This is a genomic window from Citrobacter sp. Marseille-Q6884 (genome assembly GCF_945906775.1).
In the GTDB taxonomy this organism is placed as follows: Bacteria; Pseudomonadota; Gammaproteobacteria; order Enterobacterales; family Enterobacteriaceae; genus Citrobacter.
On sequence record NZ_CAMDRE010000002.1, the window covers coordinates 334,700 to 349,241 of the forward strand.

Consider the following 14,542-nt stretch of genomic DNA (forward strand, 5'->3'; position numbering starts at 1 on the left):
TGTACATCTTACTTTCCACCCCCTTCACAGCGACTTCCCTGGACAGGCATCACAGTTCTTCGATACTCAACATGAGGTTACCGTCAGAAGGATAGCTGTCATGCAAACCCCGTATTCCGTTGCTGATTATCTGCTGGACAGGTTGGCAGGTTGTGGTATTGGCCATCTCTTTGGTGTGCCGGGTGATTATAATTTGCAATTTCTTGATCACGTGATTGCCCATCCCGATGTGTGTTGGGTCGGGTGTGCCAACGAATTAAATGCGGCTTACGCGGCGGATGGCTACGCCCGGGTCGCAGGGGCGGGGGCGATACTCACCACATTTGGTGTGGGAGAGCTAAGCGCGATTAATGGCATAGCAGGTAGCTACGCAGAATACGTCCCCGTTTTGCATATTGTGGGGGCGCCATGTCGCGGTGCTCAGCGTCGTGGCGAGCTTATGCATCACACCCTCGGCGACGGGGATTTTCAGCATTTTTATCGCATGCAACAGGCGGTGACCACGGCCAGCGCAATACTGGATGAACAAAATGCCTGCTACGAAATAGACCGTGTGCTCTGGGCAATGCTCACTGAGCGCAGACCCGGTTACCTGATGCTTCCTGCCGATATTGCGAAGCAGCCCGCCACGGCACCGCGCGACATGCTGATTGTTCCGCTGAATGAACCGGAAAGCAGTGTAGCAGACGCGTTTCGCTACCAGGCTCGTGAGCAACTGCTGGACAGCCCGCGAGTGGCATTGCTGGCGGATTTTCTCGCGCAACGTTTTGGTTTACAGCCCGTATTGCAACGCTGGATGGCGGAAACGCCGATGGCTCACGCCACGCTGTTGATGGGGAAAGGACTTTTTGATGAGCGTCATCCGGCGTTTGTGGGGACTTATAGCGCCGGAGCCAGTAGTGATTTTGTGCGCCAGGCGATAGAGGATGCCGACACGGTTATCTGTGTCGGCACGCAATTTGTCGATACGTTAACCGCCGGTTTTACCCAACAATTGCCGCAGGAGCGTACCATTGAGGTTCAGCCGCATGCCTCACGTATCGGAACTCGCTGGTTCAATATCCCTATGGAACAGGCGGTCACCACGCTGCGTGAGGTGTGTCTGGAATTGTCATTTTCTCTCCCCCCTGAGCATCCTTCGGTCAGGGCAGTCCCGATTGAAAAAGGGCCGCTGACGCAGGAAAACTTCTGGCATACCGTGCAGCACTATCTGGCACCTGACGATATTATCCTTGTCGATCAGGGCACGGCGGCCTTTGGTGCCGCGACGCTCTCATTACCTCCGGGGGCTGAAGTGCTGGTCCAGCCGCTATGGGGGTCTATTGGCTACGCGTTACCGGCCGCATTTGGTGCACAAACAGCATGCCCGGAGCGTCGGGTGATCCTGATCATTGGCGATGGCGCTGCGCAACTCACTATCCAGGAACTGGGGTCAATGCTCAGAGAGGGGCAGTCGCCGGTTATTTTGCTGCTCAATAACGACGGCTATACCGTGGAGCGAGCTATTCACGGGGCAGACCAACGCTATAACGATATTGCGGGCTGGAACTGGACGCTGGTGCCGCAGGCGTTAAGCCGTGAATGTCAGGCGGAATGCTGGCGTGTGACTCAGGCTATCCAACTGGAGGAGGTGTTGAATCGCCTGGCGTCTCCACAGCGGCTTTCGTTGATTGAAGTGATGTTACCGAAAGCCGATTTGCCTGAATTGTTGCGCACGGTCACCCGTGCGCTGGAGTCCCGTAACGGAGGGTAGTTACTTATCAGGACGTTCGGCGATCATCATCGGTTTTCCTGCTAACAGCAGCCAGGCAGGGAGCATCACGATGCACAGCAGCGGCAGCAGGGTGGAATCGGGTACCACCACTGCTGCCATAAACAGGCTCAACCATGCATCACGTGTGACAACCAGCACCAGGCCCAGAATGGAGCAAGAGACCGTTATAGCCGCAGGAACAGCTTCGACATGGGCATGCAGCATAAGTCCCAGCGCCACGCCAACGAACACCGCCGGAAAAATACGTCCACCGCGAAAACCGCTGGCGGCGGCGACCACCAGTGCGGCCAGCTTAATGATGGCGAGCATGAAATAGTCCGATGCGCCCAGCGTCTGGCTAAAAGCCATTTGCTGCATTTCATCCAGACCTTTAAATAGCGTCATCGGCCCACCGATAACGCCCAAAATACCGAGGATAAAACCGCCAACCCCAAGGATCAGCACCGGGTGTTTCAGGCGATGCATCAGGTGATGCAAACGCGGTAAACACCACACTGCCACCATGCCCGCGGCAATGGCGATAGCGGCGACGATCGCCCCGCTGAAGATATCGGTCAGCTGCATTTGCGTGTAGCGAGCAATGGGTAACGAAAAATGGGGATGGAAGAACAGACTGGTTGTCAGTGCGCCAGCTGCGGCTGCCATTAACGGGGCAAACAGGCGATCCCATAAGGGAACATCACTGGAGCCATTCAGGGTTTGAGAAAATATCAGTGCGGCAGCTACCGGGGTGCCAAATAGCGCGCCGATGGTGCCAGCAGAGGCGAGAATGGTCCAGTCCAGTTTACCTATACGGGGAAACAGGCGGCTGCCGATTGCGACGGCCAGGGCGATATTCACGGTCATAATCGGGTGTTCCGGACCCAAACTGACGCCACCTGCCAGACCCAGAATAAGCGCTGCCAGCAGGCCTGGTAATGCTGACGTTGGAACCGGCATACCGATGAGGGGTTCACAGGCAGGATCCGGCCCGGCATGGCCCTGGCTGTAGCGAATGATTAACCCGACCATTATCCCGGTCAGGGTGAGCATTCCGATAATCCAGAACGGGGAATCATGGGCAATACCGATGCTAACGGGCAGACGTTCCCATAAAAATTGCTGTAAAACGGAGGCGGCTTTCATTACCACCAACAACACCAGACTGGAGGCTACGCCAATAATCAATGCAGGCGCTGATAACAAGAGCATCGTTCTGGCTCGCGGATGGAGCATTTTTTATTCCTTCATACAGAGTCATCGATGTAGTTTGCACAGTCTGCCTGGCGGCATCGCTGCAAATGGTGCTGAAACGATAAAGTAATTCTGTGACCTGGATCGATATTCCAGGGGCGTCAGCCTCCAGGCCGTTGTTGTTATGCCCCCATGAATTTACAGTGTGGCAAAGATTCATTTTGACTTTAGCGGAGCAGTAGAAGAATGACAAAATATGCTTTAGTAGGTGATGTTGGCGGCACCAACGCGCGTCTTGCTCTGTGCGATATTGCCAGCGGCGAGATTTCGCAGGCAAAAACCTATTCGGGGCTGGATTATCCCAGTCTGGAAGCCGTTGTTCGCGTATACCTGGATGAGCATAGCGTCAGCGTTGAGGACGGGTGTATTGCTATTGCCTGTCCGATTACCGGCGATTGGGTGGCGATGACCAACCACACCTGGGCATTTTCTATTGCTGAAATGAAAAAGAATCTCGGCTTCAGCCATCTGGAGATCATTAACGATTTCACCGCCGTGTCGATGGCGATCCCGATGCTGAAAAAAGAGCATTTGATTCAGTTTGGCGGCACTGAGCCTGTTGAAGGCAAACCCATTGCGGTTTATGGCGCGGGAACTGGCCTGGGTGTGGCGCATTTGGTACACGTTGATAAACGTTGGGTGAGCCTGCCAGGCGAAGGGGGCCATGTGGATTTTGCGCCGAACAGCGAAGAAGAGGCGATTATCCTTGAGGTCCTGCGCGCAGAGATTGGTCACGTTTCGGCGGAACGCGTATTGTCCGGTCCGGGGCTGGTGAATTTGTACCGTGCAATCGTGAAGTCTGACGGGCGGCTGCCGGAAAATCTGCAACCGAAGGATATCACTGAGCGCGCGCTGGCTGATTCCTGTATTGATTGTCGTCGTGCATTGTCGCTGTTTTGCGTCATTATGGGGCGATTCGGTGGTGATCTGGCATTAACGCTGGGCACGTTTGGCGGCGTTTACATTGCGGGTGGCATTGTGCCGCGTTTCCTCGCGTTCTTTAAAGCGTCAGGTTTTCGCGGCGGTTTTGAAGATAAAGGACGTTTTAAAGCTTACGTGCAGGACATCCCCGTTTATCTGATTGTGCATGACAACCCTGGTCTGCTGGGGTCCGGTGCCCATCTGCGCCAGACGCTCGGTCATATTCTGTAAGACCATTGCCGGATGGCGCACGGTGCGTCTCCGGCATATTCATCTGTTTATCCCTTTTCTGTTTGAAAATTAATGCGTTATGCATAGCGCTGTGTCTGGCGTTGCCAGAATTATTGCCTTAAACACTGGGCAGTAAAAATAAGTGATGTTATAGTGATCAGCGATTTAACATTATATCTACCTGAGGACGACCTCTGGTACGATCCATCAATCGGGACGGCCCATTCTTCACCAGGAAGATCTTATGGACCGTTCATGTCTCTGCAGTTCAGCAACGTCATTACTTTTATTGTTCGCCTCTGATGCTTTTGCGTTCAGCATTCTGCCTCAATCTCCGTTGCGCGTGGTCGACTGTCGCTCTTTTAGCTGGCTTGCCCTGGGGGCAGGCTGTCATCTGACCGACAATCAGGAGGTCTGAATGAGCCCGAATATGGGGGAATTCTCCCATCACTGGCCACTGGCGATATTTATCATCGGTGCGATTTCCATCAGTGCGTTACTGCTTCTGTTAGCCCGATTTTTGGGTGGGCGTTCCTCCGGACAGAGTAAACATGAACCTTTTGAATCCGGGATAGTGCCTGTCGGCAGCGCACGGTTGAGGCTGTCCATTAAATTTTATCTGGTCGCGATCCTTTTTCTCATTTTTGAGGCGGAAGCATTGTTCCTGTTCGCTTATGCCATATCGGTAAGGGAAGTCGGCTGGAGCGGTTTTATTGCGGCAGGCATCTTTGTGCTGATCCTCCTGGTTGGGCTTGTTTACGAATCACGTATGGGGGTGCTGAATGGCGGGCATGACAGAAAAATAACCACCCGAAAGAGAATTGAAGACTGAAAACCGGCATGTGTGACGAGAGTATGCGCCAAATAAACATCGACAACGAATTTAGCGCCGGGACGACCCGTCGTGTTCCGTTAAATCAAGGGACGACCCTTAACAGGATGATAAGGTTTTATCATGAGTAAATTCGTGTGGTTATTCACGCTGGTTGGTTTTCTTTCTGGATTTTTTATCAGTCAGTTGCTTGGACAGTTATCCGTATTCCCGGCAGATACGATGCCGTGGGTATATATAACGCTTTCTCTGGGAATGGCATGTCTGGGTGGGCTAACAGGTCGTTTCTTTAGTTGGATTGTGAAAAAAACGGAGTTGAATTAATAGCTCCGAAAGCGATGTATGTGACGGAGCGGGGGGGGGAACACGACCGGCTTCGTCTGTTATCAATACTGATACCGGTTATTTCGGAATCCGTGCAGGACGACCTGCCGCGATATCATTTCCTTAGGGACGACCCTTGTTTAAGGATATTACGATGGCATGGTTATCTCTGTTTCTGGCAGGTATTTTTGAAGTGGTATGGGCATCTGCGATGAAAGAATCGCACGGCTTTACACGGCTTATACCCAGCGCAGTGACCCTCTTCTTTATGCTTTTCAGTTTCGGTCTGTTGGCGTATTCCATGAAGTCATTGCCTCTGGGGACCGCTTACACGATTTGGGTGGGGATCGGCGCTGTGGGCGCTTTTGTTGTGGGAATCACGCTGTTTGGTGAAGCCATTAACTTTACCCGTCTGCTTGCCGTCGGGCTGATCATTTCCGGTGTCGTATTGCTCAAACTTGCCACGAAATAAAGGCGTGTGCCTGCCTGTTCGTGAGTTTCAGTAATACGGGCTGGGAGGCAAAAACGGGGGAATGACGCAGAACACGTCGAAGATCACTTACAGGCCGGGATAGCCTCCCGGCCTGAACCATCAGTTTGCTAAAGCGAATTCAATCGCACGGCGGATAGCGACAACCTGTGCCTTGATGCATTCCGCCAAAGAGGTTTCAGCACTGTCGGGATACACTTCCGTTGTTGTCGTAAACGGGGCGCCGGTGATCGTTGCGCATAAATGATATGCGTTGTTGTCGTATTCAACGACACCGGGGCAAATTACCGGATAACCGAGCATGGTTCCGCTGGCATCTGAAGGGGCAATATGCGTCACGTCTTTCACCGCGGAAATGATAGCGTGCTGGAAGTCGAGCCGTGAGTTCTGCGTGTCACTGACCAGGTAAAATCCATCAGGAATATACTCCGGTTTATACTGCACCCCTTCCCTGGCAGCCAGGGCAGGACCGAATTCACTACCATCGGTATCTGTCGTTTCATGCAGATCAATGTGTACGACAAACTGTCCTTTTAGCGGGGCGATGAGCGCCATCAACAGCTGTGATTCTTCCGCATTGCCCTCCGGGTAAAATTGTCTATTGGGATCGACGGCATGGTAGTTCCACCGGGCAATGTGCTCATAAGCCCAGGGGCTGACACAGGGCACAACCAATAAGTTAACTTTTCCCGCATATTCATGCTGGCACTGCGAGAGAAAATCCAGAGCACCCATAACGCCGCTGGTTTCATAACCATGAACGCCACCCGTAATGAGCGCGATGGGCAGACTATCGTCCCAGTCTTTTGATTTCACGGCCATCAACGGGTAAACATCATCACCATAATGCAACTCGCCGTACTGATTAATCTCATCGCGGTGTGTTAACTGCTGGAGTACATCAAGGACATCGTTCTTATAGTATCTGGAACGTGTCTGGCGTTGGCGCCACTGTTTCTTTTCATTCTCAGTCCAGGGCTGCCCCGGCGTACCGATTGGGTAAAACTGTGTTGTTGTCATATTTCACTCTACGGGGTCATAAAAGTGTTAAGCGCTATAGATGCATTAACTGCCTGAACTCTTTCACTTTACTTCGGCTGACCGGGATTTCAAATTCCAGATCTTTTAACCGCAAAATGTACGTGTTATTGAACCAGGGTTCGATCTCGCGAATTTTGTTGAGATTCACGCAAAATGACCGATGGCAGCGGAAGAAATGTGAAGCGGGCAGCTTGCTGCAAAATTCGGTGATGTTCATCGGCATGACGTACGATTCACGCCGCGTGTAGACAAACGTCATTTTTTCATGCGCTTCAGCATAGTAGATATCGTTGATCGGCGTGACGATGATCCGCTCATCTTTGATCAGGTTAATGGTGTCATTTTCACGCGTCACGGGACTGGCCGGTGTGGTTCCCGTTTGCTGCTGTTGCTGCCACGCCGTTTCCAGCTTTTGCAGCATGCCGACAATTCGTGACTCCTGGTATGGCTTCAGAATGTAGTCAAAGGCTTCGAGTTCAAACGCTTCAACGGCATGTTCTTTCCATGCGGTGATAAACACGATAAAGGGTTTATGCGCAAACTGACTGATGTTTTGCGCCAGCAGCACGCCATCCAGCGAGGGAATATTGATATCCAGAAAAATAGCGTCAACGCGGTTGTGCTGCAGATATTTCAGTACGTCCAGACCATCGTCAAACGTGCCGGCGATCTCCATCTGGCTGTGCTCTTTTATCAGCCAGCTAAGTTCCTGTTGGGCCAGGAATTCATCTTCAACAATGATGACTTTCACAACTTCACTCCTGGTTAAAGCAATAGGGTCGCAGGTGCGGCAGCGGGGGAGTGCTGGTTAGGCACAAAAAATGCGATCTCTGTACCCGGCTCCAGACGGCGAATATGTAATCCCTCGCCATAGAGCAGCTTCACGCGATGATGCACATTTAACAAACCAATTTTATTACCGGGCATTTCGTTGGACTCGACTCGCTCAATCACTTTCGGATCAATACCGTGGCCCGTGTCTCTGACGGCGATCCGTACCCGATTACCACACTCCGCAACGCTGATCGTGACCACGCCTTTCCCTTTACAGGGCTGAATTCCATGAACAATGGCGTTTTCTACCAGCGGCTGAATCAGCAAACTGGGAATATAGCAGTTTACCTCTTCATCAATATCATAAATAACGGTGAGCTTATCGCCAAAGCGCGCCTGCTCGATGGCGATGTAATCCTTGATTTGATACAGCTCTTTCTTGATGTCGATCTGCTCATCGTCTTTTAATTCAATATTATAGCGAAGATAACGCGATAAATTAAAAATGAGCTGACGTGCGGTGTCCGGATTCAGGCGAATAGAGGATGAAATCGCATTGAGTGCATTAAACAGGAAATGAGGATTTATTTTACTTTGCAGCGCGCGTAGCTCTGCCTTATTTGCCATTTCGCGTAACTGCTCGGCACGGGAAACTTCAAGCTGAGTGGAGATAATCTGCGATAGCCCGATCGCCATTTCCTGCAATGAGGAGGTTATCTGGTGGGCGTGGCAATAGTAAATCTTCAGCGTACCGGTCACGATGCCTTTTTCCCAAAGCGGGATGACCAGCATGGAGTGTATTTCCGGTGTGCGATGCGCTTCATCATTGTTTTTAATGATGATTTTTCCGTAATTTATCGCCTGCTGAGTCGTAGGGCTAACGAAATCATCGCTATCACGGTAGTTAAGTTCTCCGACGCCGACGTAAGCCAGAACGTGCTGGGTATTGGTAATGGCGACCGCATCCGCATGGATATCATGACGTATAATTTCGCATACCTGACGTAATGATTCGCTGTTTACGTGGCGAAAGAGCGGCAGGGTTTTGTTGGCGATATCCAGAGCCAGTTTGGCCTGCTTTGCGGCGCTGGCTTCTTTCTCTCCTTCAACGCTTTGTACCAGCATGACGATAAAGCCAATGCAGACGCTGCCGAGGATCATCGGGATACCGATTTTTGAGACAATATCCAGCCCCAGCGCGGTGGTGGGGGCCCAGGCGACGACCAGAATCATCGTCAGCGTTTCACATAACATGCCGCCTAAAATCCCTGCGCGCCAGTGACGCACTTTGGGGATCTTGCGGTTGATCCAACCGGCAATACAACCCGCCAGAATACTGGTAATAAAACACGGAACAGCGGTAACACCGCCAGTATCGATCAGGTAGCGGTGAATGCCCGCAATGACGCCCGTGATGACGCCGACCCACGGGCCGAACAAAATCCCTCCCGACATGACCGCGATAATACGTACGTTAACCAGTGAACCTTCTACCGGTACGCCGGACCAGGTACTGAACAGGGCAAACATTGAGAAAATGGTGGTAACGGCGAGCAGCTCTTTCGGAGAGTGCGCTGACTTGTGCAACAGTTCGCGAAACAGGCGGATACGAATCAGGAAAAACAGGCAGAACAGCATTAGCGCTGCCCGATCAAACACCGCCAGCAGCATATTGAATATTTCGTGCACGGGAGACTCTTGCGAAAGGATTAAACCTCTATGATAGGTAACCGGAGACAGGATGACCAGCATACCTGCATGTGCTGCCTAATGAGGAAAAACCATAATATTAAAAGGGGATTGTAACGAAGAGGTTAGTTTACAAGAAAATCTCAGGAGTGGTTGAGTTGTATGGTAAATTTTAAAGTATCAAAATGTTAATGATTAGTGATAATTGAAGTGGTTTAAAATAAGTGATTTCCCTTTTTCTTTTTTCTGTTCCTCTTTTCTGTGCATAAAAAATATTTTTGTTTACCTCTCGACAGAGGGAAATTGATCAGGCTATTTTCTAAACGTGCCACCCATCGTGGCAGCGTCGCTCGGACGGTCCGGGCGCTAACGTTAATCTGAGGATATTATGGCTGACTCCCGCCCTGAACGTCGCTTTACGCGTATTGATCGCCTTCCCCCTTACGTTTTTAACATCACAGCAGAACTGAAAATGGCTGCGCGTCGGCGCGGCGAAGATATTATTGATTTCAGTATGGGGAATCCCGATGGGGCAACGCCTCCTCACATTGTCGAAAAACTGTGTACTGTGGCACAGCGTGCAGATACGCACGGTTATTCCACTTCTCGCGGTATTCCACGGCTACGTCGGGCGATTTCCCGTTGGTATCAGGAGCGTTATGACGTTGAAATCGATCCTGAGTCCGAAGCCATTGTGACCATCGGCTCCAAAGAGGGGCTGGCGCACCTGATGCTGGCCACGCTGGATCACGGTGACACGGTCCTTGTGCCAAACCCGAGTTATCCTATCCATATTTACGGTGCCGTCATTGCCGGTGCGCAGGTGCGTTCTGTGCCGCTGGTGGAAGGTGTCGATTTCTTTAATGAACTGGAGCGAGCGATTCGCGAAAGTTACCCGAAACCGAAGATGATGATCTTGGGTTTCCCCTCCAACCCGACAGCACAGTGCGTTGAACTGGAGTTCTTCGAGAAAGTGATTGCGCTGGCTAAACGTTACGACGTGCTGGTGGTTCATGACCTGGCCTATGCCGATATTGTCTATGATGGCTGGAAAGCGCCGTCGATTATGCAGGTGCCCGGTGCGCGCGATGTTGCGGTTGAATTTTTCACCCTGTCGAAAAGCTACAACATGGCGGGCTGGCGTATTGGTTTTATGGTTGGCAACAAAACGTTAGTGAATGCATTGGCTCGCATTAAGAGCTATCACGATTACGGGACTTTTACGCCGTTGCAGGTGGCGGCTATTGCTGCGCTGGAAGGCGACCAACAGTGCGTACGGGATATTGCTGAGCAATACAAGCGTCGTCGTGACGTGCTCGTTAAAGGGCTACACGAAGCGGGGTGGATGGTCGAAATGCCCAAGGCGTCGATGTATGTCTGGGCGAAAATCCCGGAACAGTATGCGGAGATGGGGTCACTGGAATTTGCCAAGAAACTGCTGAATGACGCGAAGGTATGCGTTTCGCCGGGGGTTGGTTTTGGTGATTACGGTGATACGCATGTGCGCTTTGCGTTGATTGAGAACCGGGATCGCATCCGTCAGGCGGTTAGGGGGATTAAAGCCATGTTCCGTGCAGATGGCTTATTGCCTGCCAGTAAATCCGCCGCTGAAAATGCCGACTAACAGAAGCTAAACCCCCAAAAGCAAACAGGAGCCAGATGGCTCCTGTTTTTTGCTGCATCTTCAAATTTAGATCATCAGGGCAAAAGTACCGGCCCAAACGATGACCATAAATGAAACGCCCATAAAGAAATATTTCACTTTTCATCTCTCCGCGTACAAAAGTACGCAAAATGAACATACGCTTACCTGACAGAGAGCTGATGCTTACAAGAACAAAAGGGAGAAAACCCCTCGTCTGCTGTATTGCATCACCTCAGAATTCTGAGCTTTAGTGCTCCAGACGGCGCTAATGTACGCCTAAAAATGGGGCGAAACAAGAGGCATTTTTTTATTTAATTTTAATAACTTACAAGTGTCGTGATTCGGCGACAGTTTGATTTCTGACGGTAATAAATCACCATTGAGCGACGCAATGGTTACTCAGAGAATTCTCATATCGCCATGAGGTTAATGCGGTTAATTTTTCGCGTAATTTGATAATGAAAAGGTTAAAAATGACCAGATTAATGATGCTAGCGCTCGTTTTAACACCACTGACGTCGATGGCGGCCTCGCCGCTGGCGTTTAATTTCAGCTGCGCAAGTATTGGTGGTGTGAATAGTGATGGTAAAGGTAATGTCTGGATAGATGGTGCGAAAGCAACTGTTAAGACAGTCAACGAGAATTTTTGGGAAGCGAAAAGCGGTAAGAACACCGTGTCGATTTCCCGCAAAGATGATGGCAACCCCGATGTCTCCTGGACGGGGCCTGACCGCAAGCATGGGATTTGTCTGCCTGAAGATAATATCGATTTTTCTCCGACAAAGGCCTCACCTCAGACTGGACCGTCTTTCTCATGTTCTGCTGTCGAGAAGGGAAGTATGGAGGAGATCGTTTGCCAGAACCCGTCGCTTTCAGCCATGGACCTGAAATTAAACGGGATGTATAAGCAAGCGCTCGTTAAATCGAAAAATGATCCGATGCTGAAAGCGGAACAACGCGGTTGGATAAAAGGGCGCAACGAGTGCTGGAAAGAACAGGATAAGCCAGCCTGTATTTCCCGAGAATATACGCAGCGAATGACTGAACTACAGAACAAATGGCACGTTAAGTAGTTCAGCGGCAGAAGGAAAAAAGAAAGGCCTTTCGGCCTTTCTTTTTAGACATACAGCGAGGCTTCACCCATCGGGCGAGTTTTGAAACGACGATGGATCCAGAGATACTGCTCGGGGGCACGCATGATCTCTTTCTCAATAATTTTGTTCATATAAGCTGCGGCCTGGTTTTCATCTGCCGGATAACCTTCCATTTCTGGGGTGATAAACAGGCGGTAACCAGAGTTGTCCGCTTTTCTCACCATGGTAACTGTCAGCATCGCAGCACCCGATAACCGCGACAGCACATAGGTACCGTTGGTGGTGGCGACATTTTTGACAGCAAAGAAGGGCGCAAATGAACTTCCCTTACGGCCGTAGTCCTGATCGGGAGCAAACCATACGGCTTCCCCTTTTTTCAGTGCGCTGACAATACCACGCAGATTATTTCTGCCGATCATCGCTTTGTTTGAGCGCATACGACCGCGAGTCTGTATCCACTCCATCAATTTATTGTTATGCGGGCGATACGTTGCCATCATCGGTTGGCAAAGCCCCATAACGCGCCCGCCCAGCTCCAGAGACATAAAGTGTACGCCTACTACCATCACGCCACGGTTATGCGTCTGGGCACGTTTCAGGTTGTCCAGACCTTCAACATCAAACCATTTGCGGACCCGGCGGTCAGGCCAAAACCAGGCCATACCTGTTTCCAGTAACGCCATACCGAGTGAGCGAAAGTTCTCTTCGACCAGCTTGTCTCTCTCTTCCTGTGACCGATTTGGGAAACAGAGTTCAAGATTTTTACGTGCAATAGATTCACGGCGCTTTAAAAATGGACGTGCGAGCGTACCGGTACGGGTACCCAAAAAGCACAATACGGGGTAGGGGAGTTGCACCAGTAACCAGAGCACACCGACACCAAACCATGTGAGCCAGTAGCTCGGATGCAAAAACGCGCGTGAAAATTTACATTGGGGGAACATAAGCACCTGCTGTTGATACGAAAAATATGTATCGCGAAGATTCTTTGTCTACAGCGGTACACTCTGCTACTGATCGTTAGGCCGCCATGAACGGCAATGGTTCCTGTAAATAGTGTAAAGCTGCGTCAGGACATAACCACGGGAGGGCGTGAATGATCGGAGGCATAATGTACCACTTGAAGATTAATCACAGCCAGAAATAAATAATCAATAATCGTAAATGTTTTTTGATGGGCATAAACAAAAAATGAAGTTATATATAATCTGTTGTTTTTATGATGATTAAATAAAAGCTGGGTTAATAATCCAGCAGAAACAGGGCGTTGCTATTGTAACGTAAATGTTGCTCAAATTGCGTGCTGATAGGAATTGTCTTAGAATATAAAATGAATGGAGTGTAAGGACTTACGCGAAGTTTTATGGCAGACAGGAGGTACCGCGATGCTCTATTTTTGGACTTTTCTCATACTGAGTATTCTCTGTGTCAGTTGCTACATCTGGCAGGTACTGGGCGTTTGGGCGTCAGTCAGTTCATTTATCGGCATGGCCATCCTGACGGCATTAATTTACATCGTTACCATGCGGTTGACTAGTGGTGATGAAATGGTCACAGGATTGTTTCTTTTTCTTGCTCCAACATGCGGTTTGATCATTCGCTTTATGGTGGGGGACGGTAAGCATTAACGTGATGCGTCATGATTGAAAATAAACTCAAATTTCACGTTGATGTTTTTTTTAGCTTTTATGCGATGATTCTTAAGTGCCAGCATGGCTGGCACTTTTTGTCTCTAAAGGGCTGACGCTGAGCCTGATTGTTGATATCGACTACGTAAAAGATATCTTTATTAAGATGTAATTGTTTTTACCACATCAAATCATCAGGCACGACGAAATCAGCATACGGATCGTCTTCATCCTTGTCTTCCTGACTCAGCTCGCAATTTAATACAATATAATCGGCATCGCGCTGCGCAATTTTATCGGCCACGATTGCCGGTATAATCGCGTATTCGCTATCACGGTCACTTTCTGCAGTCAGACGCGCAATGGCAAGACGCCCTTTGATCAATTGCGCCTGGGTGGTCTTATCAACGTATATTTTCTTAATGAGATTATTATCGGTAAAGTTATAACCGATATCGCCATTTGCAATGGTGATTTTGTTCATCTCAATAAGCTGCTTTATCTGCGCTTTATATTCTTTAGACAATGCAGCTTGCTTTTGCTGATCGCTGAGTTGTTTGTCTCGCTCAATTTGTGCCTTTTTATTCTCTTCCACAGCTTCTCTGGCTTCACGAGCCTGTACACGCGACTTTTTCGCCGTCCTCTGTACTTTCGCCATTTTTTTGCTGCTGACCAGACCTGCTTTAAGCATCTGCTCTTGTAGGGTGAGTTTTGTCATGTTCGCTTCTGAATCCAGTAAAATCGTTACCAGGATTATAACCTTAACGTTAGACGGGATGCCAGATTACGGGGATGGTGAAAAGTATGGCATTGATAATAAACACAATTTTATAATTTAGCGGTCAATATTCAGATGTAAAACGTTG

The 14,542-nt window shown here is 49.9% G+C and carries 16 protein-coding genes; 9 read left to right on the plus strand and 7 right to left on the minus strand.

Features of this window, described 5'->3' with window-relative positions:
- Positions 1-100: 100 nt before the first annotated feature.
- Entirely contained in the window at positions 101-1,753 is a 1,653-nt protein-coding gene (locus N7268_RS16600; protein WP_260863741.1) for an alpha-keto acid decarboxylase family protein, read from the plus strand.
- Here the strand turns inward: N7268_RS16600 and N7268_RS16605 are convergent, their stop codons facing one another.
- On the minus strand, positions 1,754-2,989 hold the full coding sequence (locus tag N7268_RS16605; protein ID WP_260863742.1) for an ion channel protein: 1,236 nt from the start codon (positions 2,987-2,989) through the stop codon (positions 1,754-1,756).
- A gap of 204 nt (positions 2,990-3,193) precedes the next feature.
- Here N7268_RS16605 and glk point away from each other — a divergent pair, with 204 nt between their 5' ends.
- The 5 genes from glk to N7268_RS16630 all read left to right on the plus strand — a co-directional run bounded on the left by glk (position 3,194) and on the right by N7268_RS16630 (position 5,787).
- Positions 3,194-4,159 (plus strand): glucokinase, encoded by a 966-nt coding sequence (glk, locus tag N7268_RS16610; protein ID WP_260863743.1) that lies wholly within the window; start codon positions 3,194-3,196, stop codon positions 4,157-4,159.
- 244 nt (positions 4,160-4,403) lie between these two features.
- A complete protein-coding gene (locus tag N7268_RS16615; RefSeq protein WP_260863744.1) occupies positions 4,404-4,577 on the plus strand; it encodes a hypothetical protein in 174 nt (57 codons plus the stop codon).
- Entirely contained in the window at positions 4,578-4,991 is a 414-nt protein-coding gene (gene ndhC, locus N7268_RS16620) for an NADH-quinone oxidoreductase subunit A (protein WP_260863745.1), read from the plus strand.
- A 123-nt stretch (positions 4,992-5,114) separates the two neighbouring features.
- Positions 5,115-5,315 (plus strand): hypothetical protein, encoded by a 201-nt coding sequence (locus N7268_RS16625; protein ID WP_260863746.1) that lies wholly within the window; start codon positions 5,115-5,117, stop codon positions 5,313-5,315.
- 154 nt (positions 5,316-5,469) lie between these two features.
- Positions 5,470-5,787, plus strand: a complete 318-nt coding sequence (locus tag N7268_RS16630; protein WP_198903438.1) for a DMT family transporter — start codon at positions 5,470-5,472, stop codon at positions 5,785-5,787.
- A gap of 120 nt (positions 5,788-5,907) precedes the next feature.
- Here the strand turns inward: N7268_RS16630 and N7268_RS16635 are convergent, their stop codons facing one another.
- Genes N7268_RS16635 through N7268_RS16645 form a run of 3 tightly spaced genes read right to left on the minus strand, consistent with a single transcriptional unit; the run spans position 5,908 to position 9,309 of the window.
- The gene (locus N7268_RS16635) at positions 5,908-6,825 is read right to left on the minus strand and encodes a M14 family metallocarboxypeptidase (RefSeq protein ID WP_260863747.1); all 918 of its coding nucleotides are present in this window, start codon (positions 6,823-6,825) and stop codon (positions 5,908-5,910) included.
- A 34-nt stretch (positions 6,826-6,859) separates the two neighbouring features.
- Positions 6,860-7,597, minus strand: a complete 738-nt coding sequence (gene ypdB / locus N7268_RS16640; RefSeq protein WP_260863748.1) for a two-component system response regulator YpdB — start codon at positions 7,595-7,597, stop codon at positions 6,860-6,862.
- 14 nt (positions 7,598-7,611) lie between these two features.
- On the minus strand, positions 7,612-9,309 hold the full coding sequence (locus tag N7268_RS16645) for a sensor histidine kinase (RefSeq protein WP_260863749.1): 1,698 nt from the start codon (positions 9,307-9,309) through the stop codon (positions 7,612-7,614).
- Positions 9,310-9,697: 388 nt separating this feature from the next.
- Between N7268_RS16645 and alaC the strand changes: the two genes are divergently transcribed.
- Positions 9,698-10,933 carry an alanine transaminase gene (gene alaC / locus N7268_RS16650; protein WP_260863750.1) on the plus strand — a complete coding sequence of 412 codons (1,236 nt, stop codon included), beginning with the start codon at positions 9,698-9,700 and terminating at the stop codon, positions 10,931-10,933.
- 66 nt (positions 10,934-10,999) lie between these two features.
- Here the strand turns inward: alaC and ypdK are convergent, their stop codons facing one another.
- Positions 11,000-11,071, minus strand: coding sequence for a membrane protein YpdK (gene ypdK / locus N7268_RS16655; RefSeq protein WP_115193904.1), 72 nt, complete (start codon positions 11,069-11,071; stop codon positions 11,000-11,002).
- A 341-nt stretch (positions 11,072-11,412) separates the two neighbouring features.
- Between ypdK and N7268_RS16660 the strand changes: the two genes are divergently transcribed.
- The gene (locus tag N7268_RS16660) at positions 11,413-12,027 is read left to right on the plus strand and encodes a lysozyme inhibitor LprI family protein (RefSeq protein ID WP_198903444.1); all 615 of its coding nucleotides are present in this window, start codon (positions 11,413-11,415) and stop codon (positions 12,025-12,027) included.
- 44 nt (positions 12,028-12,071) lie between these two features.
- On the opposite strand, the gene lpxP is transcribed toward N7268_RS16660, so the two are convergent.
- Complete coding sequence (gene lpxP, locus N7268_RS16665) at positions 12,072-12,992, minus strand: kdo(2)-lipid IV(A) palmitoleoyltransferase (protein ID WP_260863751.1); 921 nt, start codon at positions 12,990-12,992, stop codon at positions 12,072-12,074.
- Between the two features lie 441 nt (positions 12,993-13,433).
- On the opposite strand from lpxP, the gene N7268_RS16670 reads away from it, so the two are divergent.
- Positions 13,434-13,676: a YfdY family protein gene (locus N7268_RS16670; protein ID WP_260863752.1), complete on the plus strand. Its 243-nt coding sequence runs from the start codon at positions 13,434-13,436 to the stop codon at positions 13,674-13,676.
- 178 nt (positions 13,677-13,854) lie between these two features.
- Here the strand turns inward: N7268_RS16670 and N7268_RS16675 are convergent, their stop codons facing one another.
- Positions 13,855-14,394 (minus strand): DUF2058 domain-containing protein, encoded by a 540-nt coding sequence (locus N7268_RS16675; protein WP_260863753.1) that lies wholly within the window; start codon positions 14,392-14,394, stop codon positions 13,855-13,857.
- Between the last annotated feature and the right edge of the window lie 148 nt (positions 14,395-14,542).

What these genes read in the sequence shown, in the direction of transcription:
- N7268_RS16600 (WP_260863741.1), top strand. Translation starts at nt 101, where the DNA reads ATGCAAACCCCGTATTCCGTTGCTGATTATCTGCTGGACAGGTTGGCA.
- N7268_RS16605 (WP_260863742.1), bottom strand. Translation starts at nt 2,989, where the DNA reads ATGCTCCATCCGCGAGCCAGAACGATGCTCTTGTTATCAGCGCCTGCA.
- glk (WP_260863743.1), top strand. Translation starts at nt 3,194, where the DNA reads ATGACAAAATATGCTTTAGTAGGTGATGTTGGCGGCACCAACGCGCGT.
- N7268_RS16615 (WP_260863744.1), top strand. Translation starts at nt 4,404, where the DNA reads ATGGACCGTTCATGTCTCTGCAGTTCAGCAACGTCATTACTTTTATTG.
- ndhC (WP_260863745.1), top strand. Translation starts at nt 4,578, where the DNA reads ATGAGCCCGAATATGGGGGAATTCTCCCATCACTGGCCACTGGCGATA.
- N7268_RS16625 (WP_260863746.1), top strand. Translation starts at nt 5,115, where the DNA reads ATGAGTAAATTCGTGTGGTTATTCACGCTGGTTGGTTTTCTTTCTGGA.
- N7268_RS16630 (WP_198903438.1), top strand. Translation starts at nt 5,470, where the DNA reads ATGGCATGGTTATCTCTGTTTCTGGCAGGTATTTTTGAAGTGGTATGG.
- N7268_RS16635 (WP_260863747.1), bottom strand. Translation starts at nt 6,825, where the DNA reads ATGACAACAACACAGTTTTACCCAATCGGTACGCCGGGGCAGCCCTGG.
- alaC (WP_260863750.1), top strand. Translation starts at nt 9,698, where the DNA reads ATGGCTGACTCCCGCCCTGAACGTCGCTTTACGCGTATTGATCGCCTT.
- N7268_RS16660 (WP_198903444.1), top strand. Translation starts at nt 11,413, where the DNA reads ATGAAAAGGTTAAAAATGACCAGATTAATGATGCTAGCGCTCGTTTTA.
- lpxP (WP_260863751.1), bottom strand. Translation starts at nt 12,992, where the DNA reads ATGTTCCCCCAATGTAAATTTTCACGCGCGTTTTTGCATCCGAGCTAC.
- N7268_RS16670 (WP_260863752.1), top strand. Translation starts at nt 13,434, where the DNA reads ATGCTCTATTTTTGGACTTTTCTCATACTGAGTATTCTCTGTGTCAGT.
- N7268_RS16675 (WP_260863753.1), bottom strand. Translation starts at nt 14,394, where the DNA reads ATGACAAAACTCACCCTACAAGAGCAGATGCTTAAAGCAGGTCTGGTC.